The sequence below is a fragment of the Lactococcus sp. FSL W8-0209 genome (assembly GCF_038006585.1).
Taxonomy (GTDB): Bacteria; Bacillota; Bacilli; order Lactobacillales; family Streptococcaceae; genus Lactococcus; species Lactococcus lactis.
Map to the genome: position 1 here is coordinate 837,659 of NZ_JBBOVN010000001.1, position 24,375 is coordinate 862,033.

Below are 24,375 nucleotides of genomic sequence, written 5' to 3' on the forward strand. Positions count from 1 at the left end.
AAAACTAAGTTATCAAAACTTAGGAATTATAATTTAAAAATAACATACATTTTGTATCTTAAATACAAAATTATTATAAACCTAAGAATAAGTTTTGTCAACAATAAGATTCTTTTTGTATCTAATTTGATTTGTTGGTATTAGATAAAGATGATGTTATAATAGAATTAAGAAACACGAGGTCTCTTATGTTTGAAGAAAAAGAAAAAAAATCACCTAATCATTCTCGAAGAAGAGGGGATGAACTTAAGAAAGCAATTTATAAAGCTGCAGTTCATATTTTAGAAAATGAAGGCTATGAAAAAGTAACCTTTCAAAATGTTGCAAAAGAAGCCAAAACCACACGAAGCGTACTTTATCGTTATTGGGATGATGTTTTTGACTTAATTTTTGAAGCTGTCCGTTTCAATATTTCACAAAATCCTGAGTGGCGAGGAAATGTGATAGACCAAGAAATTAACAGTGGGAGCTTGCGGCAAGATTTAATTGAACTTTTAACCTTTATGAGAGAGAATTTTAAACTCTATCCCAAAGGATTTCTGGCCTTCGTTTCATTTATGCAGTCACAAGGAAAAAATGTTCTTGAATCGACTGTTGGCAATGTCCTTCCAAGTAATCTGATTATTATGGAACGCTTGCTTGCAAGGGCTCAGGAAAGAGGGGAAGCGCGTGAAAAAATTGGGCAAACAGCTAAGCTTTTACCTTTCCAGATGACCCGTTATCATATGCTCCTTGAAGGTCAATCCATGAATGATAAGCAAATTAATGAATTGGTAGATGAAGTTTTACTGACAATTTATATAAAAAACACCTAGTTATAGGGAAATTTATGGTAAAATAAAGTGTATTTATACTAAATAGACTGTTTTGGATTACAAAAAAATCTGTTCAGTTGAATTAGCATTCAAAGTAATTTTGAAAAGGCTCATGATTGTCGAAGAAAATTCTTATAGATAAAGTCATAAATACTATCTTATAAGGATTCAGTAACCCCAGTAAATGAAAATTTATTTTTCGATGAAGTATGAGTCACTTCAAAACATTAATTTAAATAAAAAGAACTGAGTTTTTCTCAGAACTTTAGAAGGAAAGAATAAATTGATTACATTAAAATCGCAACGTGAAATCGAGCAAATGGAACGTAGTAGCAAAATTTTGGCAGATATCCACATTGGGCTTCGTGAGTTGATTAAACCAGGGATTGACATGTGGGAAATTGAAGAATATGTCCGCAAAGTTTGTAAAGAAAAAAATGTTTTACCTTTACAAATCGGAGTGGATGAAGGAAATTATAATCCATTCCCTTATGCTACTTGCTGCTGTTTGAATGATGAAGTGGCTCACGCATTTCCACGTCATCAAATTCTTAAAGATGGTGATTTGATTAAGGTTGACATGGTTCTCGGGTTGGTTGAAGATGGTTCTGTTGATGTTTCAAAACTTAATTTTGACGATGCTGAATCAATGGTTAAATATCAAGAAGAATTCCGCGGTGGCGTTGCTGACTCTTGCTGGGCTTATGCTGTAGGCCAAGTTTCTGACGAAGTAAAAAACTTGATGGATGTGACCCGCGAATGTCTCTATCTTGGAATTGAACAAGCCAAAGTAGGCAACCGCATTGGTGATATTGGGGCAGCTATTCAAGAATACGCTGAAAGTCGTGGCTATGGTGTCGTTCGTGACCTTGTAGGACATGGCGTTGGACCAACAATGCATGAAGAACCAATGGTGCCCCACTACGGACGTGCTGGACGTGGACTTCGTTTACGCGAAGGAATGGTCTTAACCATTGAACCAATGATTAACACTGGGGGTTGGGAAATTGACCATGATGGTGAACGTGGTTACGTTACACTTGACGGAAGTTTATCATGTCAATACGAACACCAGTTTGTTATCACTAAAGATGGTCCTGTGATTTTGACTTCTCAAGGCGAAGAACGGACTTATTAATAAGTAAAAGGAAAAACAGATGAGAGGAAAGATGAAAAAAGTTATACAAAAAATTGCTGAGCTAACGACAACTTTTATGACTTTTTTCAAAAGTTCAGAAATGAGTCTGTCTTCAATTGCTGTTGCCTATTACCTTTTACTTGCAATCTTTCCTCTAGGATTGATTGTCGGAAATATTTTACCCTTCTTACATATCAATACAACAGCTTTATTGAGCTTTTTGTCTGAGCAACTCCCAAGTGATGTTTACAAAGGAATTGAACCAGTCATTAATAATCTCTTAAATCAAAGAAATACAGGTTTACTTTCACTCTCTGTATTGGCAGGTTTTTGGACCTTTTCAAGAGCCTTATCTGCTCTACAAATGTCAATGAATAAAGCTTATGAAGTCTTTAATCATCGAGATTTTATTGTCAGTCGAATTATCGGTTTAGCTGCCGGATTTGCGATTTTACTCTTTCTTTACTTTTCAATTGTTCTCTCTACTTTTGGACAATTAATTCTTGAACAAGTTCATCGCTTATTTCCTTTTGATGATCATCTCTACCGAACTTTACACAATATGACTTTACCAGCGATTGCTGTAGCGACCTTTCTATCTTTGATGATGCTTTATTTTATCCTACCAAATGTTAAAATAAGAAAATTGAGATACACCATGCCTGGAACAATATTTTCAACCTTTGTTCTTGTTTTTCTAACCAACTGGATTGCAAAATATGTTAGCTTTGCACTTCAGCGATTAGATGACTTGAAATTGATTGGGTCATTGGTTGTCTTTGCACTGATGATTTGGTTTATTTTCATCGCCCGCGTTTTGATTATTGGCGCCATATTAAATGCTGTTTATCAAAAAACAAAAGTTGGTAAGATTGAAACACGACGTGGTGAAATTGTTGAATTCATCAAGGAAATTAGAAAATAAAAAATACTAATAAAAATGAAAAAAAATACTGACAGAAAATCTGTCAGTATTTTTTTTCATCTTGTCAGTAATTTTCTATCAGTAAAAAATTAGTTTATTCTGTTAAATTTTTATCTTTTTTGAAGACAAAGAATTTTGAATAAAGATAGTTAATAACAATAATTAAAACTTGAACGACGAGGTTAAGAGCAGCAACCATATTATTTTTAGAAAGTCCAAAAAGATTCATCAAAATATCAGGATGTTGATCAATGAACCACCAGTTAATAAAGATGGATAGGAGTAAAAGAACAATTCGTCCTGAAGTAAAATTGATGAAATCACGTAATAAGTTTGATGATTCATGTTTGAAAACAAAAAGTTTATTGGTAAAAAATGCAAAAATAATACTTGAAGCTTGAGCGGCAGTTTCTGAACCCCAGCCAGAATGCCAAGCTTGCCAAGTTAACCATTTGACAAAGGCATAAACTGCTGTTGCTAGGACTCCAAAAATGAGATATCTAACAGTTTCAGACTTAAAAAGATTCATGAGTTTTTTCATGAGGTAATTATATCACACTCTTTTAATAGACTCCACTAAAAGTAGCAATTTAACAGATGTTTCAAATAAAAAGGGAAATAGGGTATAATAACAAAATATATATAATAAAATCAGTGACAAAGAAAAGGAAATAATTTTTGAATCAAATGATGAAGAAAGTGGTTATTTTATTGCTCATCAGTGGCTTAGTTTTAGTCACACCTCATGCTTTTGCAACAGCAGGAGGATTTCGAGGGGGAGGAAATAGAAGTACAAGAACTGGCGGTAATTTTGGAGGTGGAAATACTAACAGCCATTATAGTAATACTGGTTCTAATAGCTATACTCCTAATTCGAGTACATCTAGAATGGGGAGCAGGTATAATAGAGGAAGGATTTGGAAATGGCTGATTGTGCTTGCCGGTCTCGGATTTTATTTTATAAGAAATAGAGTTAAACTTCCCTTTAAAAAAAGAGGTTATTTTCAAGAAAAGACATTAAATGATTCAGCTTTGTCAGCAGAAATAGAAGCAATTTTTCTAAAAGTTCAAGATGCTTGGGATAAACATGACTTACGAGCTTTGTCCGAATCTTATGGTGATAATTTATATGAAAAACATGAAAAAATTCTCCAAAAGATGAGTGACAAAGGTCAAATTAATCACACGCGTAGTGTGGTTTTGGATGGAATCACCCGTTATAAAGAAGTAAAAGATAATCAATTTGAAGTTGACCTCTATTTTGTAGCTATTGACTACCTTGTTTCTGTTAATTCTGGTCAAACTATTGCGGGAAATACTCAGGAAAGACGGGCGTTTAAACAACGTTGGACTTTTAGTGGTCAAAAAGGGGCTCTTCGAGTTGAGAAAATGAAAGAATTTAAAATCTAATGATATTTAGTATAGATGTGAAGGGAGAAAAATGATTCTTTATTTATTAGTTTTATTAGCAGTTTGGAATCTTATTGTTTTTGTTTTTTATGCGGTGGATAAGTACAAGGCCCAATATCATCTGTGGAGAATTCCTGAAAAATTTTTACTTGCACAAGCACTTTTAGGTGGAGGGATTGGAGCAATTTTGGCTGGGCATCTCTGTCATCATAAAACTAGAAAATGGTATTTCAATCTCTCATGGTACGTGGGACTATTGGTTGATGCTGGACTTATCTTTTTAATTATCAAATTCTTTGCTAAATAAATCATCAAATTGAAAATCTTTTTAGAAAATAAAAAGCTTTTTTTATTAAGTATTATTCAACACAATCCATTGACATTTCTGGCTTAAAAATGTCATAATAGAGGCATGCCTAAACAACGATTTTATTCTTTTATGATTGGAACGGTACTTGAAGCTTGGATTTTCAGCTGGTCCTTCCTATCTGCTTCGTGGTTTTTAGCCACGTTTTTCGGCTTTCTTTTATTACGCCGAATCTTCCTTGCTTATCGCTTGGATAAATTTATACGTGATATGAAAATGTGATTTTTATCACAATTTTTATTATAAAAGTACTGACAAAGTTTTATGACGAAAAAATATTCTCTGTCAGTTGTTCTTATTTATGAAATAATAGGGGAGACTTACAATGGCGGTTTCAGTTCAAGATTTACTTGACAAAATTCGTTTTCATGTGATTTACTCAACAGAAACAGCATTACAAAAAGAAATTACAACTTCAGAAATTATGCGCCCAGGTTTAGAAATGGCTGGGTATTTTGATTATTTCACACCCGAACGAATTCAACTTTTTGGGATGAAAGAATGGTCATACATGATGACTGTAGTTGGAGATAATCGCTATGACCTCTTGAAAAAAGTCATGGCTAAAGAAACACCGGTTGTTATTGTTGCACGTAATTTAGAAATTCCTAGTGAAATGGTGGCAGCAGCTAAAAAGTCTGACATTGTTTTACTTCAATCGCGTGAAGCAACCAGCCGATTGAACTCAGTATTGACCTCATTTCTTGATGAACGTTTAGCTGAAAGAACGACTGTTCATGGTGTTTTGATGGATATTTTTGGGGTCGGCGTTCTTATTCAAGGGGCTAGTGGGATTGGTAAATCAGAAACTGGTCTTGAGTTAGTCAAACGTGGCCACCGATTAGTTGCTGATGACCGTGTAGATGTTTTTCAACGGGATGCATTCACACTTTCTGGGGAACCCGCAGAAATTTTGCGCAATATGATTGAAATTCGTGGCGTTGGGATTATTGACGTGATGAGTCTTTTTGGTGCTGGTGCTGTTAAAGATTCAACGGATATTGATATGGCTATATATTTAGAATACTACGATAAGGAAAAAGCTTTTGACCGTTTGGGAAATGCACCGACTATTGTTGAATTTTCTGATGTTGAAGTCCCACAAACCCGCATTCCTGTAAAAACTGGGCGGAATGTGTCAGTAATTGTTGAAGCTGCGGTTATGAATTTTAGAGCTAAGCAAATGGGTTTCGATGCCACAAAAACTTTTGAAGACCGTCTCACTGATTTAATCAGTCATAATAAAGAATCATAAGATAAAACTTAGAAATTACTGACCGAAAATTCTGTCAGTAAATTTAGAAAACTGATAAAAAATATGAATAATCTATTTCCCTTTTTAGCTTTAAATAAGATTGCACTCCAATTAGGGCCGCTAGCCATTCACTGGTATGCTATTTTTATTGTGGGCGGTGCCGCATTAGCCGTTTGGCTCGCATGTAAAGAAGCCCCAAAGCGTAATATAAAAACCGATGATATTATTGATTTTGTTCTCTTTGCCTTTCCTTTAGGAATTGTTGGAGCGAGACTTTATTATGTCATTTTCCAATGGTCTTACTATAGTCAACATCCTTCACAAATCATTGCCATGTGGGATGGTGGCGGAGCCATCTATGGAAGCTTAATCGCTGGAGCAATTGTCCTCTTTGTCTTTAGCTACTATCGAATGATTCATCCGCTAGATTTGCTTGATATTACTATCCCGGGTGTTTTTCTTGCTCAGGCAATGGGACGTTGGGGCAATTTTGTCAATCAAGAAGCCTATGGAAAAATTGTTTCAAATTTAGACTGGCTACCTGCTTTCATTAGAAATCAAATGTTTATTGATGGTCATTATCGAATGCCTACCTTCCTTTTTGAAAGTATTGGTACACTAAGCGGTTTTATTCTGGTCATGGTCTTTAGGCATCGAATTAAAGGATTAAAACGTGGGGATATTTTTAGTTTCTACCTCGTCTGGTATGGAGCCGTTCGTTTTATTGTTGAGGGAATGCGAACAGATAGCCTAATGTTAGGACCTGCTCGTGTGTCACAATGGCTTTCAGTTTTATTAGTAATTGTAGGACTTGTTCTCTTTATTTATCGCAGAATGAAAAAAAATTAAGAAGTCTATCCTGAAGGATAGACTTCTTGTCATAAAAAAATGTAAGTTATATTAGAAAATAGCGAAACAATTTGTTATAATTAAGTCAAATAGAATCGCTTTCATCAAAATGAAAGAAGATTGAAAAAATGGGTGCTGATTTATACCCGAATAAAGAGGAGGAAACGTGGGAAATATTGCATTATTGATTATCGCGATAGCATTTGCTGTATTGGTGGTCTTCTTAGTTATTGTATTACATAAAGTTTCTAAGGTTGTTGAAGAAGCCAACCGTACGGTTAAATTAGTTTCTAGCGATGTAGATGTCTTACTTCATCAAGCTGATGGCATAATGACTAAAGCCAATACCTTGCTTGATGATGTTAATGGGAAAGTCGCCACGATTGACCCTTTGTTTACAGCGGTTGCTGACTTGTCTGAAAGTGTTTCATACATCAATGCTTCAAGTCGTAAACTTGTGACACGTCTTAATAGAGGTTCAACAAAACGAAAAACAACCTCAGCTTCAGCAGTAGTTTTGGCAAAAACAGCCAAAAAATTCTTTGTTAAAAAAGATAAAACTGAAGCGGGTGTAAAAGTAAATTAAACTTGCTTACGAAAGAAAGGACTTAACCGATGTCAAAAAAAACAGGATTTCTAGTTGGTGCTTTAGTTGGTGCCGCAGCTGCTCTATTTTTAGCTTCTAAAAAAGGAAGCGAACTCCGCGAAGGGGCTGGAAAAATTTATGATGATTTAAAAGAAAATCCTCAAGAAACATTGACTGGAATGAGAGATACTGCTCTTGATTTCTCAGCTGAAAAATTTAATGAGATCAAAGAAAAATTTGATTCAGGTGAAATTTCAGCTGACAAGGCCAAAGAATTTTTGCTTTCAAAACGTGATTTAATTATGGAAAAAGTTGACTCAGGTGAACTGTCTAAAGATTCAGTTGTTGATTTCTTCAATGATACTAAAGATGCTGTCGTTGAAAAAATTAATTCAATGAAAGACAGTGGAGAAGAACTCTTTGATGAAAATGAATCAGACATCTCAGAAGAAGCCGCAGAAGTTGTGGCTAAGTTCAGTGATGCCAAAGATGAAGTGAAAGAAGATATTGATACTGAGTCTCTTGCTGAAGAAGCGAAAAAAATTGCTGACAAAGCCAAAGAATTAACAAATTTTCCTGACGAAAAAGAATAAAATTTAAAATCTGTCTTTAAGGCAGATTTTTTTGTCATGTAAAATATTTACATACTTAACTATGGTAATTGGAAATAAATTGCGTTATACTATATATTATAGAATATAAAGAAATACTCTGGAGGATTTCAAATGGCACAAGCAAACTTTGGTGTTGTCGGAATGGCTGTAATGGGGAAAAACCTTGCACTCAACGTAGAGTCACGTGGTTATACCGTTGCAATTTACAACCGTACGACTTCAAAAACTGAAGAAGTTTATAAAGAACATCAAGATAAGAATCTTGTTCTCACTAAAACACTTGAAGAATTTGTTGGAAGTCTTGAAAAACCACGTCGTATCATGCTCATGGTTCAAGCAGGAGCAGCGACAGATGCGACAATTAAATCACTTTTACCACTCTTGGATAAAGGCGATATCTTGATTGATGGTGGAAATACTCATTTCCCAGACACAATGCGTCGTAATGCTGAACTTGCAGACTCAGGTATTAACTTCATCGGTACAGGAGTTTCTGGTGGTGAAAAAGGTGCGCTTTTAGGCCCATCAATGATGCCTGGTGGTCAAAAAGAAGCCTACGATTTGGTTGCACCAATTTTTGAACAAATCGCAGCTAAAGCTCCTCAAGATGGTAAACCATGTGTGGCTTACATGGGAGCAAACGGTGCTGGACATTACGTTAAAATGGTTCACAACGGAATTGAGTACGGCGATATGCAATTGATTGCTGAATCTTATGATTTGTTGAAACGTGTTCTTGGTCTTAGCAATGCAGAAATTCAAGCCATTTTTGAAGAATGGAATGAAGGCGAACTTGATAGCTACCTCATTGAAATCACTAAAGAAGTATTGAAACGTAAAGATGATGAAGGCGAAGGCTACATCGTTGATAAAATTCTTGATAAAGCAGGAAACAAAGGAACTGGTAAATGGACTTCAGAGTCTGCCCTTGACCTTGGTGTACCACTTCCATTGATTACAGAATCAGTATTTGCTCGTTACATTTCAACTTATAAAGATGAACGTGTTAAAGCAAGCAAAGTTTTATCTGGACCAGCGGTTAATTTCTCAGGCGATAAAAAAGAAGTCATTGAAAAAATCCGCAAAGCGCTATATTTCTCAAAAATTATGAGTTATGCTCAAGGATTTGCTCAACTTCGTAAAGCTTCAGAAGAATTTGATTGGGACTTGCCTTACGGTACAATTGCACAAATTTGGCGTGCTGGATGTATCATTCGTGCAGAATTCCTCCAAAATATTACTGATGCTTTCGACAAAGATAGCGAACTTGAAAACCTCTTGCTTGATGACTACTTTGTAGACATCACAAAACGTTATCAAGAAGCTGTTCGTGATGTAGTTTCACTTGCTGTTCAAGCAGGAATTCCAATTCCAACATTCACATCAGCAATTAGCTACTACGATAGCTATCGTTCTGAAAATCTTCCAGCTAACTTGATTCAAGCCCAACGTGATTACTTCGGTGCTCACACTTATGAACGTACAGACAAAGCTGGAATCTTCCACTACGACTGGTACACGGAAGATTAAGTTGAAAAATAATTAATTAAAAGCTAGAATTTTCTAGCTTTTTTTCTTATAAATTTTGCAGTATTATTTAGACCATTTTTTAACAAAAAATCAAGAAATTGTTATATGATTTAGGTAATCGAATGTGAATTATTTACTTTGATAAATTTTATGGAACTAGAGAAAGTTGAGGAAATTAGAATGGGTTATGAATCTAATCGCTCATTTAATAAAGCAACAGGTGCCGGTTTCATCATCGCAATGGGAATTGTTTATGGCGACATCGGAACGAGCCCTCTTTACACAATGGAATCAATTGTCCAAGGCCAAGGGGGGCTTGAGCGAATCTCAGAAACGTCAATTATTGGGGCACTTTCGCTCATTATCTGGACGCTGACATTAATTACAACAGTCAAATATGTGTGGATTGCTTTAAAAGCGGATAATAATCATGAAGGCGGAATTTTTTCATTATTTACTCTCGTTCGCAAGTATGCAAAATGGTTAATTATTCCGGCAATGATTGGTGGTGCTGCTTTGCTTTCTGACGGAGCCTTAACACCTGCCGTAACGGTTACGTCAGCAATAGAAGGCTTGAGGTCAATTCCAGCTTTTCATGAAGCTTTTGGTCAGCAGAAATTACCGATTGTTATTATTACTTTAGCGATTTTAGTGGTCTTATTTTTAATTCAACGATTTGGAACTTCAATCGTTGGTAAAGTGTTTGGACCAGTCATGTTTATTTGGTTTAGTTTTCTTGGAATTACGGGTTTGATTAATCTCTTTGGTGATTTTTCTGTTCTTCAAGCAATTAATCCTTATTGGGCAATTCATTTACTTTTAAGCCCAGAAAATAAAGCTGGAATTTTTGTTTTAGGTTCAGTCTTTCTGGCAACGACGGGCGCAGAAGCTCTTTATTCCGATTTAGGACACGTTGGTCGGGGAGATATTCATGTCAGTTGGCCTTTTGTTAAAGTTTGTATCATCCTATCCTATTGTGGGCAAGGGGCTTGGCTTTTACAAAATCGCGGAAAATCATTAGGAGATATCAATCCATTTTTTGCTGTCCTTCCTCAAAATTTAATCATTTTTTCAGTAATTTTAGCAACCTTGGCGGCAATTATTGCCTCACAGGCATTGATTTCTGGTTCATTTACTCTTGTGTCAGAAGCTATTCGTCTTAAACTCCTTCCTCGATTAAGAATTTTTTATCCAGGAGAAACTTTCGGACAATTATATATTCCAGCCGTAAATTTGGGACTCTGGTTGGCAGCGAGTTTTATTGTTGTCTATTTCCAAAGTTCTGCTCACATGGAAGCGGCTTATGGTTTAGCAATCACAGTAACCATGCTTATGACAACAACATTGTTAACTGTCTATTTAAGTCACTATCAAAAAGTTAAAAAAGTATTGGTTGGCCTATTTTTCACCGTCTTTATCTTTATTGAAGGCTTGTTTTTTGCAGCTTCCGCTGTAAAATTTATGCATGGCGGTTATGTCGTTGTGATTATTGCTGCCATGATTCTATTTGTTATGGCAATCTGGCATAAATCTGATCAGCTTTTTTATAAATATCTTAATTCTTCAAATCTTAATGATTATAAAGAACAAATGGACAAACTCCGCAAAGATGAAACTTACGACCTTTATCATACGAATGTTGTTTATTTAACGGCTAAAATGGATAAAGAATGGATTGACCGTTCAATCTTGTATTCTATTTTGGATAAGCGTCCTAAAAAAGCTAAAGTTTACTGGTTTGTGAAGGTTAATGTTACAGATGAGCCTTATACTTCTGAATACGAAGTGGATATGCTAGGAACTGATTTTATTGTCTGTGTTAATCTATATCTCGGTTTTCATATGCGTCAAGAAATTCCTAGGTATTTACGGACGATTGTGACCAACTTGATGGAGTCAGGACGATTACCACAACAAAATCAAACTTATAGTATTACACCAGGACGAAAAGTTGGGGATTTCCGTTTTATTATTTTAGAAGAAAAACTAATTAATGCAAGACAAATGCCTGGATTTGAACGATTTGTTCTTCAAACAAAAGAGCAAATTAAAAAAATTACAGCTTCGCCAGCACGTTGGTTTGGTCTTCACTTTTCAGAAGTGACGGTTGAAACTGTTCCTTTGGTTCTCTCGGATGTTAAAAATTTGGAAATTCACGAACGAATTTCAGAAGAAAATCAAGGAGAAGCATAATAAAATAAAATCAATCAAAAGATAGCTTACTGTTGCTATCATCGCTTTTGTGATGATTACTGTATTATATATAAAACTGTGAGAAATAAATAAATATAATTTCCCGCAGTTTTTTTTGAATAAACAGGGGATAATCTGCTATAATAAAGCTATTAAAAAACGAGCTACGCTTCGTTTTATTTTATTTGACTATTTTCGTTGAAGAAAGTTGAGGAGTTACAAAAGTGGGTCAAGTACACTTACATAATCGGTCGTTTAATAAAGCGACATCTGCAGGGTTCCTGATTGCATTAGGGATTGTTTACGGTGATATCGGAACAAGTCCACTTTATGCCATGCAGGCCATTGTTCGAGGACAGGGAGGGTTAGCAAATCTTTCTGAAAGCTTTATTTTGGGGGCTGTTTCTCTTGTAATTTGGACTTTAACATTGATTACAACTGTTAAATATGTTCTGATTGCTTTGAAAGCAGATAACCATCATGAGGGGGGAATCTTTTCACTCTTTACCCTTGTGAGACGGATGAGAAAATGGCTGATTATTCCAGCGATGATTGGTGGGGCGACATTATTAGCGGATGGAGCATTGACTCCTGCGGTGACGGTCACGTCAGCCATCGAGGGTTTAAGAGGAGTAACACATGTTTACTCAAATCAGACGGCAGTCATGGTAACAACTTTGATAATCCTGGCCTTTCTCTTTTTGATTCAAAGGTTTGGAGCAAGTTTGGTTGGTCGTTTATTTGGACCAATTATGTTTATCTGGTTTGGCTTTTTGGGTGTAAGTGGATTGATTAATTCTTTTCTTGACTTATCAATTTTAAAAGCAATTAATCCATATTATGCAATTCACTTATTGTTTAGTCCAGAAAATAAAGCTGGTTTCTTTATCTTGGGTTCTATTTTCTTGGTAACGACAGGGGCAGAGGCACTTTATTCTGACTTAGGACACGTTGGGCGTGGAAATATTTATGTCAGCTGGCCATTTGTTAAGATTTGTATTATCTTATCTTACTGTGGACAAGGAGCTTGGCTTTTAGCTCACCGTGGTGAACACATTGAAAAACTTAATCCTTTCTTTGCTGTTTTACCTGATAATATGGTTATTTATGTCGTTATCTTATCAACATTGGCGGCGATTATCGCCTCTCAAGCACTGATTTCGGGTTCATTTACTTTGGTGTCTGAAGCGATTCGTTTGAAACTTTTGCCATTGTTCAAAATTTATTATCCAGGGCAAACTTTGGGACAACTTTATATCCCAGCAGTTAACTTTGCTCTTTGGGTAACGACTTCATTCTTTGTTTTGTATTTTAAAACTTCAGAACATATGGAAGCCGCTTATAGCTTGGCCATTACCATCACTATGTTGATGACAACAACACTTTTGACTTATTTCTTAATTCAAAAAGGAACGCCAAAAATTGCAATTGCAATTATTTCTATCGGTCTCTTTTGTATTGAAGGCTCATTCTTTGCTGCTTCTCTTGTCCAATTTATCAACGGAGCATATATTGTGGTTCTGATTGCCTTGGCAATTATCTTCGTGATGTTCATCTGGAACAAGTCACACAAGATTGTCATGAAATATATCAAATCATTGAATATTAATGAGTATAAAAATCAACTTAATGCTTTGCGTCATGATGAATCTTATGATTTATATCAAACAAATGTGGTTTATTTAACAAGCAAAATGGACCATGAATGGATTGACCGTTCAATCTTATATTCAATCTTGGATAAACGACCAAAACGTGCAGAATGTTATTGGTTTGTAAATGTAAAAGTTACTGACGAGCCTTATACTTCTGAGTATAAAGTAGACATGATGGATACTGACTTTATTGTTCGTGTGAATCTCTATCTTGGATTCCGTATGCGTCAAGAAGTTCCGCGTTATTTAAGAACAATTGTGACGGATTTGATGGAATCAGGACGCTTGCCACGTCAGCATCAACATTACAGTATCACTCCAGGACGTAAAGTTGGAGATTTCCGCTTTGTCGTTGTTGAAGAAAAGCTAATGAATGCACGTCAAATGCCAGGTTTCGAGCGTTTTGTTCTTCAAACTAAAGCACAAATCAAGAGAATTACGGCTTCCCCAATTCGTTGGTTTGGTCTTCAATTCTCGGAAGTAACTGTTGAAACAGTTCCCTTGGTTCTTTCAGATGTACGTAATTTGGAAATTCATGAACGATTGGAACAGGTGGATGAAGCAGAAGCTTCAGCAACTCATTAAAGAATATAAAAAAACTTACTGACAAAATTTCTGTCAGTAAGTTTTTATTTCTGTCAGTAAAATTTTTAACGAGCAAGTCGTTTTCTAGCGGCTTCTTTTCGTTTTTGAGCGATAAATTCGGCCTTGTCAGCAGAAGGAAGATAACCTTTTTTCTTGGCAATTAACAGGGCTGTACCTGCAACAAGAATTTCGACAGATTTTCCAATGAGATAGCCTTGTATAAATTTATTTTTCATTTAGTGGACTCCTTTATATTTTATTTAAAAATTGCTCTATCTTCATTATAAATCAAAAAATGTGAAAACGCTAACGAAGCACATTTTAAAAAGAAAGACTCTTTAATAATTAACTGGTTAAGGTTAAGATTAGGTGCATGTGATATATTAGTAGCAGTTGTAATAAATAAATGATAAAGAAAGAAGGTAAGAAATATGACAATTATAGGTGTAAAAATTGACAAAAAGTTTATGAGGGACTTACTCATACTTATTTTAGGTGTCGGACTTTATGTACTCTCAGTTCAGTTATTCGTCATCCCTAATCGTCTAGCAAGTAATGGTGTCGCTGGTTTTTCTGTACTTATGGATTTTGTTTTTGGCATCAACCCAGCCTTGACTTTCTTTTTGGTAAATGTACCACTTTTCATTTTCGGAGGACGTTCGCTTCCGCGGAGAATTTTACTACTGAGCATTCCTGGAGCGCTTGCCATGAGTGGTTGGTTAATGATTTATGAAGCATTAGGAGTTACTGGTTTCCAATTCTCACATGTTATTTTTGCTGGAATTTTCGATGGACTTCTTTCAGGATTCGGGGCAGGATTAGTTATTATTTCTGAAGGAACATTTGGAGGATCAATCTTATTGAGCCGAATTTTGGAGGAGCAATGGAACTTTAAAATTGACAAGGTTTTGTTTATGGTCGATGTGGTCGTTTTAAGTGTTTCCTTATTAACATTCTTGTCACTTCCTAACTTTGCGGTCACACTACTCTCATGCTATATCTTTAGTAAAATGACTCTGATTGTGGGACGTGAAGATTATCGGAAATCTTTAATGAATCGTGGAAAAAGAATTTATCAAAAAGTTTTTGCTGCATAAAAACTTTAAGAATAATAGAATAAAAATTACTGACAGAAATTGAGCTGTCAGTAATTTTTACTTGTCAGTGCTTGAATTTACAGGCTATTTCTGAAATAATAGAGAATGAAAATGGTGAGAGTGAGTCATAAAAAATAAATGAAAAATAATAAAGTTTTAGTGGTTGTCGGGCCTACAGCTGTGGGGAAAACAGCACTTGGCATTGATTTAGCAATCAAATTTAATGGTGAAATTATTTCTGGTGATTCTCAGCAAGTTTATCAAGGATTAGACATTGGAACTGCTAAGGTGACTATGGCTGAACAAGCTCAAGTTCCTCATCATTTGATTGATGTACGTAAATGGACAGAAAATTTTTCGGTTCATGATTTTGTCATTGAAGCTAATCAATTAATTAAAGAAATTCTTGACCAAGGAAAAGTGCCAATTATCGTCGGAGGAACTGGCTTATATATTCAATCTCTTATCGAAGGTTATCATCTTGGCGGACAGGAAAATCATGAGGAGATGATGAAACTTCGTGAAGAATTATCTCTTTTATCTGATGAGGAATTGTTTGCAAAAGTGATTAAAATAAATCCAGAAGTTCCTGAGTTAAATCGTAGACGGGCGATTCGTTTTTTGGAGCTGCAAGCTTTCGGCTCTCAAGATGAAAATTTGGGTTCTGATTATGATTTTTTGCTTATAGGATTAAATGCTGACAGAAAAGTGCTTTATGATCGAATTAATCAACGGGTTGATCAAATGATGCGTGAGGGCTTATTAGATGAAGCTAGAACTTTGTATGAGCAAGCACCAGAAGTTCAAGCGGCAAAAGGGATTGGTTATAAAGAATTTTTCCCTTATTTTTCAGGGGACATTAGTTTGGAAGAAGCTGTTGAGTTGGTCAAAAGAAATTCAAGACGCTATGCCAAGCGACAATTGACTTGGTTTAAAAATCGAATGTCTGTCGAATTTGAAGATGTTTTTTCAAAAAATTATCCTGACCCAGTTTTTGATAAAGTCAGTCAGTTTTTGAACTGACGCATTTCCTTAAAAATGTTATAATGAAAAAGATTGAAAAAAGGACTTTATAAGTAAATTTTATTAAAAATGGAGAGAAAAAATGACTGATAAAAAATGGATTGATTTGGGAATGAAATATGGTGGCTTCATGGCTCAAGACCATATCTTTTTAGAAAATAGATTAGCTGCCTTGACCAATGTAAAAGATAAAAGACTTTTGGTGACTCCACCAGCATCAGTTTTAAATGCTTATTTTGCTGAACTTTATCAAAAACGCTCACCGAAAGATGCAACAGATTATTTCTTTGAACTTTCTAAAGCTTTTGATATTTTTGAAGAAAATCCAGATTTTCAACTTGAAGGAAAAAATGGTTATGAAAATTTCAGATTTATTCGACTCAATCTTTCTGGAAAATCATTTGGTTTTTCATATAAAAATGACGCAGAAGAAGCAATTATTTTCAGTGAATTTCCGGTAAAAGTGACAGCCGAATTGATGTTTGAAATTGCACAGATTTTCCCGCATTATCTATTAGTGGAAGAAGACGGAAAATTGACAATGAAACCTGCTCAATTTCAAAGTGAATTTGAGAAAGTGAAAGACCTAACAGCACTAACAGAACAAGCAGAAAATGGGGAATATATTCGCTTAGCCGGCTATAATATTGAAGATTTATTAGAACAAGCCGAAGAAATTGGCTTCTTAAGTCCTTTATGCTTTGGGCGTGACGGACGTAAACACTTTATCTATATTACAAAAGGTTTTTAATCGTTAGTTAATAAACTATCAAAAAAATTGCATTTATCTTTGATAAGTGATAGACTATGTGAAAACGGTTACTGGCGATGCTGTCAGTAATTAATAAGACTGAATTTTTCATAATTACTGACAGAAAAGTTTGTCAGTAACTTTTGGTCAAATATAAGGAGGAACTTTTATGATTTTTATTCCACTCGTTGTTTTAGCAATTATCCTGCTCATTTTAATCTTTAGTTTGAGTACAATTGTATTTGTTGTTAAACAACAAACTGTTGCAATTGTTGAACGTTTTGGGAAGTATCAATTTACTGCAAACCCTGGTTTTCATTTGAAACTTCCTTGGGGAATTGATCGGATTGCTGCTCGAGTTCAATTGCGCTTATTACAAACAGAGATGACAGTTGAAACTAAAACTGCGGATAATGTTTTTGTTACGATGAATATTGCAACGCAATATCGAGTAAACGAACAATCCATCAAAGATGCATACTATAAGTTAATGAATCCAGGTGAACAAATTAAGGCTTATATTGAAGATGCCCTTCGTTCAGCAGTACCAAAATTGACTTTGGATGATGTTTTTGAGAAAAAAGATGAAATCGCTCTTGAAGTTCAAAAAACAGTTGCTGAAGAAATGCAAACTTACGGTTATATTATCGTAAAAACATTGATTACTAAAGTAGAACCTGATGCTGAAGTTAAGCAATCTATGAATGAAATCAATGCGGCACAACGTAAACAAGATGCCAGCCAAATGTTGGCAAATGCTAATAAAATTCAAGTTGTAACTGCCGCTGAAGCAGAAGCTGAAAAAGACCGTCTGCATGGGGTAGGGATTGCTGAACAACGTAAGGCTATTGTTGACGGTTTGGCTCAACAAATTACCGAAATCAAAAAGCTTGGTGTGGCGCTTGATGAAGAACAAATTATGGCGATTTTGTTAACTAACCAATATTTAGATACCTTGAATCAATTTGCTGCAGGTGGAAATTCAACCATTTTCCTTCCAAGCGGAGCTGAAGGAGCAGAAAGTTTAAGGACTCAGATTTTATCAGCCATTAAAGCAGGTAAATAAAGTAAAAATGGAAAGCTATCGATGGATAGCTTTTTTATTATAGCAAGCTTCTTCTTGCAATTTTTTTTGAAATTAGGTAGAATAAAGTGATTGTAGCGCGTCCGTAGTGTAATGGATATCACGTAAGATTCCGGTTCTTGAGATGGGGGTTCGATTCCCTCCGGACGCATTTAATTAAGTAAATAAACCGCTCGGTTGAGCGGCTTTTATTGTTTTTGTGCTAAACATGTGCCAATGACTGCGTTTGATAGAATCCTAAATATGTTATAATAAGATATTGACTCGAAGGTAAAATGACTAGGTTTTAAATTTAAAAAATAGTTAGAATGAAACCGAGAGTTTTTTGATATTATCATTTTACAGGAGGGCTTTTATGAATCAAGAGAAATTTATTAAGTATTTAAGTTGGGTAGCGACTGGGATGTCGGTAATGATGTATGTGTCATATCTTCCGCAAATTGCTAACAATCTTAGTGGAATCAAAGGAAATCCTATTCAGCCCCTTGTTGCTGCAATTAATTGTACACTTTGGGTCACTTATGGAATTGGCAAAAAGCCTAGAGATTTAGCTTTGGCAACGGCAAACTTTCCAGGTATAATTTTTGGATTGGTCACATTTTTTACTGCCCTTTGATGATGAAAAAAATGATTAATTGGACATGTGTGTGGCCATTATCAGAGATAAATAAATAATAAATTTAAAAAAAATAAAAAAATTACAGCTGAGACTAGAAATTTCAGAAAGTCTGTGTTATAATATATTTCGTCGTGAAAATGACGCTTTAAGCATGACTCGTTAGCTCAGTTGGTAGAGCATTTGACTTTTAATCAAAGGGTCGCTGGTTCGAGCCCAGCACGGGTCACTAATTTATTGAAGAAAAGATTGTGGGGAAGTTTCACAATCTTTTCTTGTTTTGGAAAATAATTCTCATTTTTGAGAAAATAAAGTTTTAATTTGCCTTAAGGTGAGTTGAAACTGATGGAGGTTCAATGGAAATCCAATTTTTAGGGACTGGGGCTGGTCAGCCTTCTAAATCAAGAAACACTCAGGCAATTGCCTTGAAAATGCTTGATGAGCGCAATGAAATTTGGCTTTTTGACTGTGGTGAAGCAACGCAACATCAAATTTTAAATACGACAATTAAGCCACGAAAAATTACTAAGATTTTTATTACACATTTACATGGGGATCATATTTTTGGCTTGCCTGGTTTTTTGTCTAGTAGGAGTTTTCAAAGTTCAGATGAACAAACTGATTTGGAGCTTTATGGCCCTGTGGGAATTAAAGATTTTGTTTTGACCGCTCTTAGAATCTCGGGTTCACGCTTAGCTTATCGTATCAATTTTCATGAAATTGATTCGGCTGGAAAAATCTTTGAAGATGATAGTTTTGAAGTCCATACAGATTTGCTTGACCATACTATTTTCTGCTTGGGTTATCGCGTCGTAGAAAAAAATCGAATAGGTGAACTCGATGCCAATGCTTTAAAAGAAGCTGGGCTTCCTTTCGGACCCCTTTTTGGTAAAATAAAAAAAGGTGAGATTGTTCAGTACGAAGGAAAAACTTTCGATCCTAAAGATTATATCGGAGCGGATAAAGCTGGTAAAATAGTCACGATTTTAGGTGATACAAGAAAATCGAATGTTGCAGTACGCTTAGCTTATGGAGCAGACTTATTGGTTCATGAGGCAACTTATGAAGCAAATGAAAGTAAAATGGCAAAAGCACATGGTCATTCAACGACGAAACAGGCAGCAGACGTCGCCAAAGAAGCCGGAGTTAATCGATTGTTATTGACTCATATTAGTGCACGCTATGTTGGACCTTTGGTTGGACAATTGGTGCGTGAGGCACAAACTGTTCATTCCAACACTTTTGTGGTTAAGGATTTTTACGAGGAAAAAATTGGTTAGAAATATTGTAATTACAGGTGCAACTGGTGATATTGCTAAAGAAATTGTCAAATCTTTATCTAAAGAAAATGACCATTTAATTTTGGTTTCACGTAGCCGTAAGGCTCTGATTGAACGCTATGGTCAGCTTGAAAATGTTACATTACTGACCAATGATGAACTTTTGACTAATGAACAATCTTTTGTTGTGGATATTTTGATTAATAATGCTGGTTTTGGTATTTTTAAAGAATTCACTGAACTTACTGATGGGGAAATTACAGAACAGTTTGTCATTAATACGTTAATGCCAATCCAGTTGACCAGATTATTAGAACCAAAAGTTCAATTGATTAATATTGCTTCAATTGCTGGAAAGTTACCAACAGGTAAATCATCAATTTATGCTGCCTCTAAGGCGGCTTTGATTACATTTTCAGATGCTTTGCGTATGGAAAATCCACAATTAATTGTGACAACTGTGAATACTGGACCTGTAAAAACCAAATTTCACAAAGATAATGGAGATTATCTGGAAAAGGTGGGGGAAAATGCAATTTCAGCATCTAAAGTTGCTGACAAAGTTGTGAATAACTTGGGAAAAAGGAAAAGAGAAATCAATTTACCTTGGACTTTATCCACAGCGGCCAAATTGCGAGCTATTTTTCCTTCGCTTTTTGATTTTATCTCTGCCAAATTTTTTAATTTCAAATAGAATTTTTTACTGATAGAAGCTTAATGCTATTTCTGTCAGTAAATTATAGAAAAGTTTAGGATTTTATTAAATAAAAGAAAAATAATCTCTAAACTTAGCCATTTTTTTCGAGTAATTTATGCTAAAATAATTGAATTGAGCATAGAAAAGATAAAGAGAATTAAAATGATAAAAGCAAAATATGATTGGAAAGTGGCTGATACAGCCATTTCCGAAGATTTTCTAAAGATAGCGAAAAAACATAAATTAGATGAATTGACAAGTCGCGTGCTTTATCAAAGAGGAGTTCATGCAGAAGCTGAAATTGAGCAATTTTTAAAGCCAAGTTTAGAAAATTTACATGACCCTTTTCTACTTCATGATATGGAAAAAGCAACAGGGCGTATTTTATCAGCAATTGAGCAAGGTGAAAATATCTTAATTTATGGTGACTATGATGCTGACGGAATGACTGCAGCATCAGTCATGAAGTCCGCTCTGGATGAATTAGGAGCTGAGGCTCAAGTTTATTTACCCAATCGTTTTACTGACGGTTACGGGCCAAATCTTGACGTTTATCAGTACTATATTAAGAATGAAAATATCAATCTTATTATTACTGTAGATAATGGGGTTGCTGGCTTGGAGGCAATTACCTGGGCACAGGAAAATGGAGTGGATGTAATTGTTACCGACCATCACTCAATTCCTGACCAACTTCCCCCTGCTTATGCCATTGTCCACCCCGAACATCCTGACAGTCAATATCCTTTCAAATATTTGGCAGGAGTTGGTGTCGCCTTCAAAGTTGCCTGTGCTCTTTTAGAATATGCACCCAGTGAAATGCTTGATTTAGTTGCAATTGGTACAATTGCTGACATGGTCAGTTTGACTGATGAAAACCGAATTTTAGTGGCTCATGGTCTAAAAGTTTTGGCCCAAACAGAGCGTGCCGGCCTACAAGAATTAATGAAGTATGCTGGGGTTGATTTTGATAAAATCACTGAGGAAACGGTTGGTTTTCAAATTGCTCCCCGTTTAAACGCTTTGGGACGTCTCGATGACCCAAACCCAGCCATTGAATTGCTGACAGGTTGGGATGAAGACGAAGCGCATGAAATTGCCAAAATGATTGACCAAAAAAATTCAGAGCGAAAAGAAATTGTGGAAAAAATTCACAATGAAGCTCTGAGTATGCTGACAGATGAACCTGTTCAGATTTTATATCATAAGGACTGGCATAAAGGTGTCTTAGGAATTGTTGCGGGTCGCTTGCTAGAAGCCACACATAAGCCAGTAATCATGCTGGCCCAAGAAGATGGGATTTTGCGTGGGTCTGCTCGGTCAATCGAAAATTTTGATATTTTCAAGGCATTAAATGCCCATCGTGAACTTTTTATTGCTTTTGGTGGTCATAAACAAGCCGCAGGGATGACTTTAAGTCTGGAAAACGTAGAAGCAGTTAAAAAGGCGATGATTGATTATATCGTGGACAATCATTTAGATATGTCTAAAAAAAGTCCCTTAGAAATTGCTGACCGTTGCCACTTAGACGATATTTCGCTCTCAACAATCACTAATTTAGCAAAATTGGCTCCCTTTGGCATGGATAATCCTAAGCCTCGATTTTTAATCGAAGATTATAAGGTGATTCAAAGCCGAAGTATGGGGAAAGACAATGCTCATCTTAAATTAAAAATTCAGGAAGAAAAGCAACAAATTGATGCCGTTTATTTCCAACATGGTTCAGAAGAATTGGAATTCGAACAGGCACAAACAAAATTAGTCGCAACACTTTCAAGTAATAGTTGGAATGGAAATACGAGTCTTCAATTAATGATTGAAGATGCTGATTCAGTTGGTGTCGAACTTCTTGATATAAGAAGTAAACAACTTCCTATCCCAAAAGAGGCTAATATTTTTTCTCAAAATCAGCTAAAACATGGTATAATGGAAGATGTGCTTGTCATCGAAGAGACACCTGGAGATTTAGCAGGTTTGTCAGTATTAAAAGAAGCTGTCAGTAAAGCAGCGTCGGATGATTTTAAAATGATTTATTTTAAAAATAAAATCACTGATAGCTATTATTTAACAGGAAGTGGAACACGAGAAGAATTTGCAAGACTTTATAAAGCAATTTATCAATTTCCAGAATTTGATATTCGCTATAAATTAAAATCACTTGCGGATTATTTGAAAATCCCTCATCTCTTGCTTGTCAAGATGATAAAAATCTTTGAGGAACTTGAATTTGTCAGCATTGACAATGGCTTAATGACCGTTAATAAGACGGCCGATAAACGCGAAATTTCTGAGAGTACAATTTATCAAGAACTAGAAAAAATTGTAAAAATGCAAGAACTTTTTGCTTTAGCACCCGTCAAAGAAATTTATCAAAATTTATTAGAAAAATAATTTCGTTTTTATAAAAAGTTACTGACGAAATCAGCTATACTCATAATAATAAAGCTGTCAGTAAAAATAACGAACTTATGTTAGAAAAAAGGAGCACTGACAATTCTGTCAGTAACAAAAACATGGAATTAAAAGACTATATTGCAACAATTGAAAACTATCCTAAAGAAGGCGTAGTTTTTCGCGACATCAGCCCTTTGATGGCAGACGGAAATGCCTATAACTATGCTGCTACCGAAATTGTTCAGTATGCAAGAGATAAAGAAATAGATATGGTTGTAGGTCCAGAAGCACGTGGTTTCATCATTGGATGTCCAGTTGCTTTTGCACTTGGTGTAGGATTTGCCCCAGTTCGTAAGCCTGGTAAATTACCTCGTGAAGTCATTGAAGCAACTTACGAAAAAGAATACGGAACAGACACACTCACAATGCATTCAGATAGCATCAAACCAGGACAACGTGTCTTGATTGTTGATGATTTGCTTGCAACTGGTGGAACAATTGCTGCTACAATTGAACTTGTTGAAAAAATGGGTGGAATTGTTGTCGGATGTGCGTTCCTTATCGAACTTGATGAACTTAAAGGTCGCGAAAAAATCGGAGATTACGATTATAAAGTTCTAATGCACTATTAATTTCTTTACTGTCGGTAGCCAATAAATGTTATTAGTATTCTTTTGATAAAAACAAGAGAGTATAGTTAAGCTAAAAGCAAGTAAACAGAGGTTTTTTGGCGTAAAATATTGACAGCAAGCTAATTTTGATATACACTATAAAAAGAAAATCCACATAGCGTTCGTTTTTTAGGAAATGAGCCTATATTTTATATTAGGAAAAGAGAGAGTAAAAACTTGAAAATTACAGCCTTAGAAGGACAAAAAATCTCAGAACTTTCAATGATTGAAGTTGCTCATGCTTTATTGGAGCAAAATGGCAAAGAAATGCAATTCTCTGAAATCATCAGAGCGATTCAAGATTATTTGGAAAAATCAGATGATGAAATTAAAGCTAGTATTTCTCGTTTTTATACAGAAATCAATACAGACGGAAGTTTCATTCCATTAGGAAATAATATCTGGGCACTTCGTTCATGGTACGCCATTGATGAGATTGACGAAGAAGTTATCGCTCTTGATGAAATTGAAGACGAAGAAGAAGAAAAACCAGCTAAAAAACGTAAAAAAGTCAATGCTTTTGGTATCGAAGACGAAATCGATCCAGAAGATGAAGAAGGCGCAAAAGAAACAACTGAAGAAGACATGTCATACGATACTCAAGCAGAAGACGAAGATAAAGATGACGTCGCTGCTTATGACGCAGAACTTGCGGAAGTTGAACTTGATAATGTAGATGAAGAAGTTGACATCGATGTAGAAGACGATGAAGATGATTCAGACGATACTGATGAAGACTAAAACACATAAAAAGTGAGGCATCAGCCTCACTTTTATGAATATTCTCTTTTTATTTGTAAAAAATTAAAAGAACGGTTACAATTAGGAAAAGTAAAATTT

25 protein-coding genes and 2 tRNA genes are annotated in these 24,375 nt (G+C 35.3%); 25 read left to right on the plus strand and 2 right to left on the minus strand.

Annotation, left to right across the window (positions count from 1 at the left end; translation table 11 throughout):
• Positions 1 to 188 precede the first annotated feature (188 nt).
• From MKX45_RS04295 to MKX45_RS04305, 3 genes are all read left to right on the plus strand, one after another.
• Complete coding sequence (locus tag MKX45_RS04295) at positions 189 to 815, plus strand: TetR/AcrR family transcriptional regulator (RefSeq protein WP_340816833.1); 627 nt, start codon at positions 189 to 191, stop codon at positions 813 to 815.
• A 283-nt stretch (positions 816 to 1,098) separates the two neighbouring features.
• The gene (locus tag MKX45_RS04300; RefSeq protein WP_003129519.1) at positions 1,099 to 1,953 is read left to right on the plus strand and encodes a methionyl aminopeptidase; all 855 of its coding nucleotides are present in this window, start codon (positions 1,099 to 1,101) and stop codon (positions 1,951 to 1,953) included.
• 31 nt (positions 1,954 to 1,984) lie between these two features.
• Positions 1,985 to 2,878: a YihY/virulence factor BrkB family protein gene (locus MKX45_RS04305; RefSeq protein WP_010905463.1), complete on the plus strand. Its 894-nt coding sequence runs from the start codon at positions 1,985 to 1,987 to the stop codon at positions 2,876 to 2,878.
• 94 nt (positions 2,879 to 2,972) lie between these two features.
• Here MKX45_RS04305 and MKX45_RS04310 read toward each other — a convergent pair whose 3' ends face one another.
• Positions 2,973 to 3,419, minus strand: coding sequence for a GtrA family protein (locus tag MKX45_RS04310; protein ID WP_003129522.1), 447 nt, complete (start codon positions 3,417 to 3,419; stop codon positions 2,973 to 2,975).
• 146 nt (positions 3,420 to 3,565) lie between these two features.
• On the opposite strand from MKX45_RS04310, the gene MKX45_RS04315 reads away from it, so the two are divergent.
• The 10 genes from MKX45_RS04315 (at position 3,566) to MKX45_RS04360 (ending at position 13,922) form a co-directional block, all read left to right on the plus strand.
• On the plus strand, positions 3,566 to 4,288 hold the full coding sequence (locus tag MKX45_RS04315) for a TIM44-like domain-containing protein (protein ID WP_223848646.1): 723 nt from the start codon (positions 3,566 to 3,568) through the stop codon (positions 4,286 to 4,288).
• A gap of 31 nt (positions 4,289 to 4,319) precedes the next feature.
• Complete coding sequence (locus MKX45_RS04320; RefSeq protein WP_039114752.1) at positions 4,320 to 4,595, plus strand: DUF1294 domain-containing protein; 276 nt, start codon at positions 4,320 to 4,322, stop codon at positions 4,593 to 4,595.
• A 105-nt stretch (positions 4,596 to 4,700) separates the two neighbouring features.
• On the plus strand, positions 4,701 to 4,877 hold the full coding sequence (locus MKX45_RS04325) for a DUF3272 family protein (protein WP_023189594.1): 177 nt from the start codon (positions 4,701 to 4,703) through the stop codon (positions 4,875 to 4,877).
• Positions 4,878 to 4,980: 103 nt separating this feature from the next.
• Positions 4,981 to 5,910, plus strand: a complete 930-nt coding sequence (gene hprK / locus MKX45_RS04330) for an HPr(Ser) kinase/phosphatase (protein ID WP_340816834.1) — start codon at positions 4,981 to 4,983, stop codon at positions 5,908 to 5,910.
• 63 nt (positions 5,911 to 5,973) lie between these two features.
• Positions 5,974 to 6,759: a prolipoprotein diacylglyceryl transferase gene (gene lgt / locus MKX45_RS04335; protein ID WP_003129530.1), complete on the plus strand. Its 786-nt coding sequence runs from the start codon at positions 5,974 to 5,976 to the stop codon at positions 6,757 to 6,759.
• Between the two features lie 166 nt (positions 6,760 to 6,925).
• The gene (locus MKX45_RS04340; protein WP_340816835.1) at positions 6,926 to 7,345 is read left to right on the plus strand and encodes a DUF948 domain-containing protein; all 420 of its coding nucleotides are present in this window, start codon (positions 6,926 to 6,928) and stop codon (positions 7,343 to 7,345) included.
• 29 nt (positions 7,346 to 7,374) lie between these two features.
• Positions 7,375 to 7,938: a YtxH domain-containing protein gene (locus MKX45_RS04345; RefSeq protein WP_195918714.1), complete on the plus strand. Its 564-nt coding sequence runs from the start codon at positions 7,375 to 7,377 to the stop codon at positions 7,936 to 7,938.
• Positions 7,939 to 8,070: 132 nt separating this feature from the next.
• On the plus strand, positions 8,071 to 9,489 hold the full coding sequence (gene gndA, locus MKX45_RS04350) for an NADP-dependent phosphogluconate dehydrogenase (RefSeq protein ID WP_003129534.1): 1,419 nt from the start codon (positions 8,071 to 8,073) through the stop codon (positions 9,487 to 9,489).
• A gap of 180 nt (positions 9,490 to 9,669) precedes the next feature.
• A complete protein-coding gene (locus MKX45_RS04355; RefSeq protein WP_340816836.1) occupies positions 9,670 to 11,682 on the plus strand; it encodes a potassium transporter Kup in 2,013 nt (670 codons plus the stop codon).
• A 224-nt stretch (positions 11,683 to 11,906) separates the two neighbouring features.
• Positions 11,907 to 13,922, plus strand: a complete 2,016-nt coding sequence (locus MKX45_RS04360; protein ID WP_003129537.1) for a KUP/HAK/KT family potassium transporter — start codon at positions 11,907 to 11,909, stop codon at positions 13,920 to 13,922.
• A gap of 65 nt (positions 13,923 to 13,987) precedes the next feature.
• Here the strand turns inward: MKX45_RS04360 and MKX45_RS04365 are convergent, their stop codons facing one another.
• Positions 13,988 to 14,158 (minus strand): DUF3042 family protein, encoded by a 171-nt coding sequence (locus MKX45_RS04365; protein WP_011675764.1) that lies wholly within the window; start codon positions 14,156 to 14,158, stop codon positions 13,988 to 13,990.
• Between the two features lie 195 nt (positions 14,159 to 14,353).
• Between MKX45_RS04365 and MKX45_RS04370 the strand changes: the two genes are divergently transcribed.
• The 12 genes from MKX45_RS04370 to rpoE all read left to right on the plus strand — a co-directional run bounded on the left by MKX45_RS04370 (position 14,354) and on the right by rpoE (position 24,276).
• Positions 14,354 to 15,019 (plus strand): YitT family protein, encoded by a 666-nt coding sequence (locus tag MKX45_RS04370; protein WP_003129540.1) that lies wholly within the window; start codon positions 14,354 to 14,356, stop codon positions 15,017 to 15,019.
• A 138-nt stretch (positions 15,020 to 15,157) separates the two neighbouring features.
• Positions 15,158 to 16,042, plus strand: a complete 885-nt coding sequence (miaA, locus tag MKX45_RS04375) for a tRNA (adenosine(37)-N6)-dimethylallyltransferase MiaA (protein ID WP_025016860.1) — start codon at positions 15,158 to 15,160, stop codon at positions 16,040 to 16,042.
• Positions 16,043 to 16,124: 82 nt separating this feature from the next.
• Positions 16,125 to 16,793 carry a hypothetical protein gene (locus MKX45_RS04380; protein ID WP_023189600.1) on the plus strand — a complete coding sequence of 223 codons (669 nt, stop codon included), beginning with the start codon at positions 16,125 to 16,127 and terminating at the stop codon, positions 16,791 to 16,793.
• A 169-nt stretch (positions 16,794 to 16,962) separates the two neighbouring features.
• Complete coding sequence (locus MKX45_RS04385) at positions 16,963 to 17,859, plus strand: SPFH domain-containing protein (RefSeq protein WP_003129543.1); 897 nt, start codon at positions 16,963 to 16,965, stop codon at positions 17,857 to 17,859.
• 97 nt (positions 17,860 to 17,956) lie between these two features.
• Positions 17,957 to 18,028 (plus strand) — tRNA-Arg (locus MKX45_RS04390).
• A 204-nt stretch (positions 18,029 to 18,232) separates the two neighbouring features.
• Positions 18,233 to 18,493: a SemiSWEET family transporter gene (locus tag MKX45_RS04395; protein ID WP_023189601.1), complete on the plus strand. Its 261-nt coding sequence runs from the start codon at positions 18,233 to 18,235 to the stop codon at positions 18,491 to 18,493.
• A 156-nt stretch (positions 18,494 to 18,649) separates the two neighbouring features.
• Positions 18,650 to 18,722 (plus strand) — tRNA-Lys (locus MKX45_RS04400).
• A 127-nt stretch (positions 18,723 to 18,849) separates the two neighbouring features.
• Positions 18,850 to 19,773, plus strand: a complete 924-nt coding sequence (rnz, locus tag MKX45_RS04405) for a ribonuclease Z (RefSeq protein ID WP_003129545.1) — start codon at positions 18,850 to 18,852, stop codon at positions 19,771 to 19,773.
• Positions 19,766 to 20,467, plus strand: coding sequence for an SDR family NAD(P)-dependent oxidoreductase (locus MKX45_RS04410; RefSeq protein ID WP_195918716.1), 702 nt, complete (start codon positions 19,766 to 19,768; stop codon positions 20,465 to 20,467). The genes rnz and MKX45_RS04410 overlap by 8 nt, the downstream gene beginning before the upstream one ends.
• Positions 20,468 to 20,632: 165 nt before the next feature.
• Entirely contained in the window at positions 20,633 to 22,861 is a 2,229-nt protein-coding gene (gene recJ, locus MKX45_RS04415; RefSeq protein ID WP_195918717.1) for a single-stranded-DNA-specific exonuclease RecJ, read from the plus strand.
• A 122-nt stretch (positions 22,862 to 22,983) separates the two neighbouring features.
• Positions 22,984 to 23,496, plus strand: a complete 513-nt coding sequence (locus tag MKX45_RS04420) for an adenine phosphoribosyltransferase (RefSeq protein WP_012897343.1) — start codon at positions 22,984 to 22,986, stop codon at positions 23,494 to 23,496.
• A gap of 216 nt (positions 23,497 to 23,712) precedes the next feature.
• Positions 23,713 to 24,276 carry a DNA-directed RNA polymerase subunit delta gene (gene rpoE, locus MKX45_RS04425; RefSeq protein WP_012897344.1) on the plus strand — a complete coding sequence of 188 codons (564 nt, stop codon included), beginning with the start codon at positions 23,713 to 23,715 and terminating at the stop codon, positions 24,274 to 24,276.
• The last annotated feature ends 99 nt before the right edge of the window (positions 24,277 to 24,375 follow it).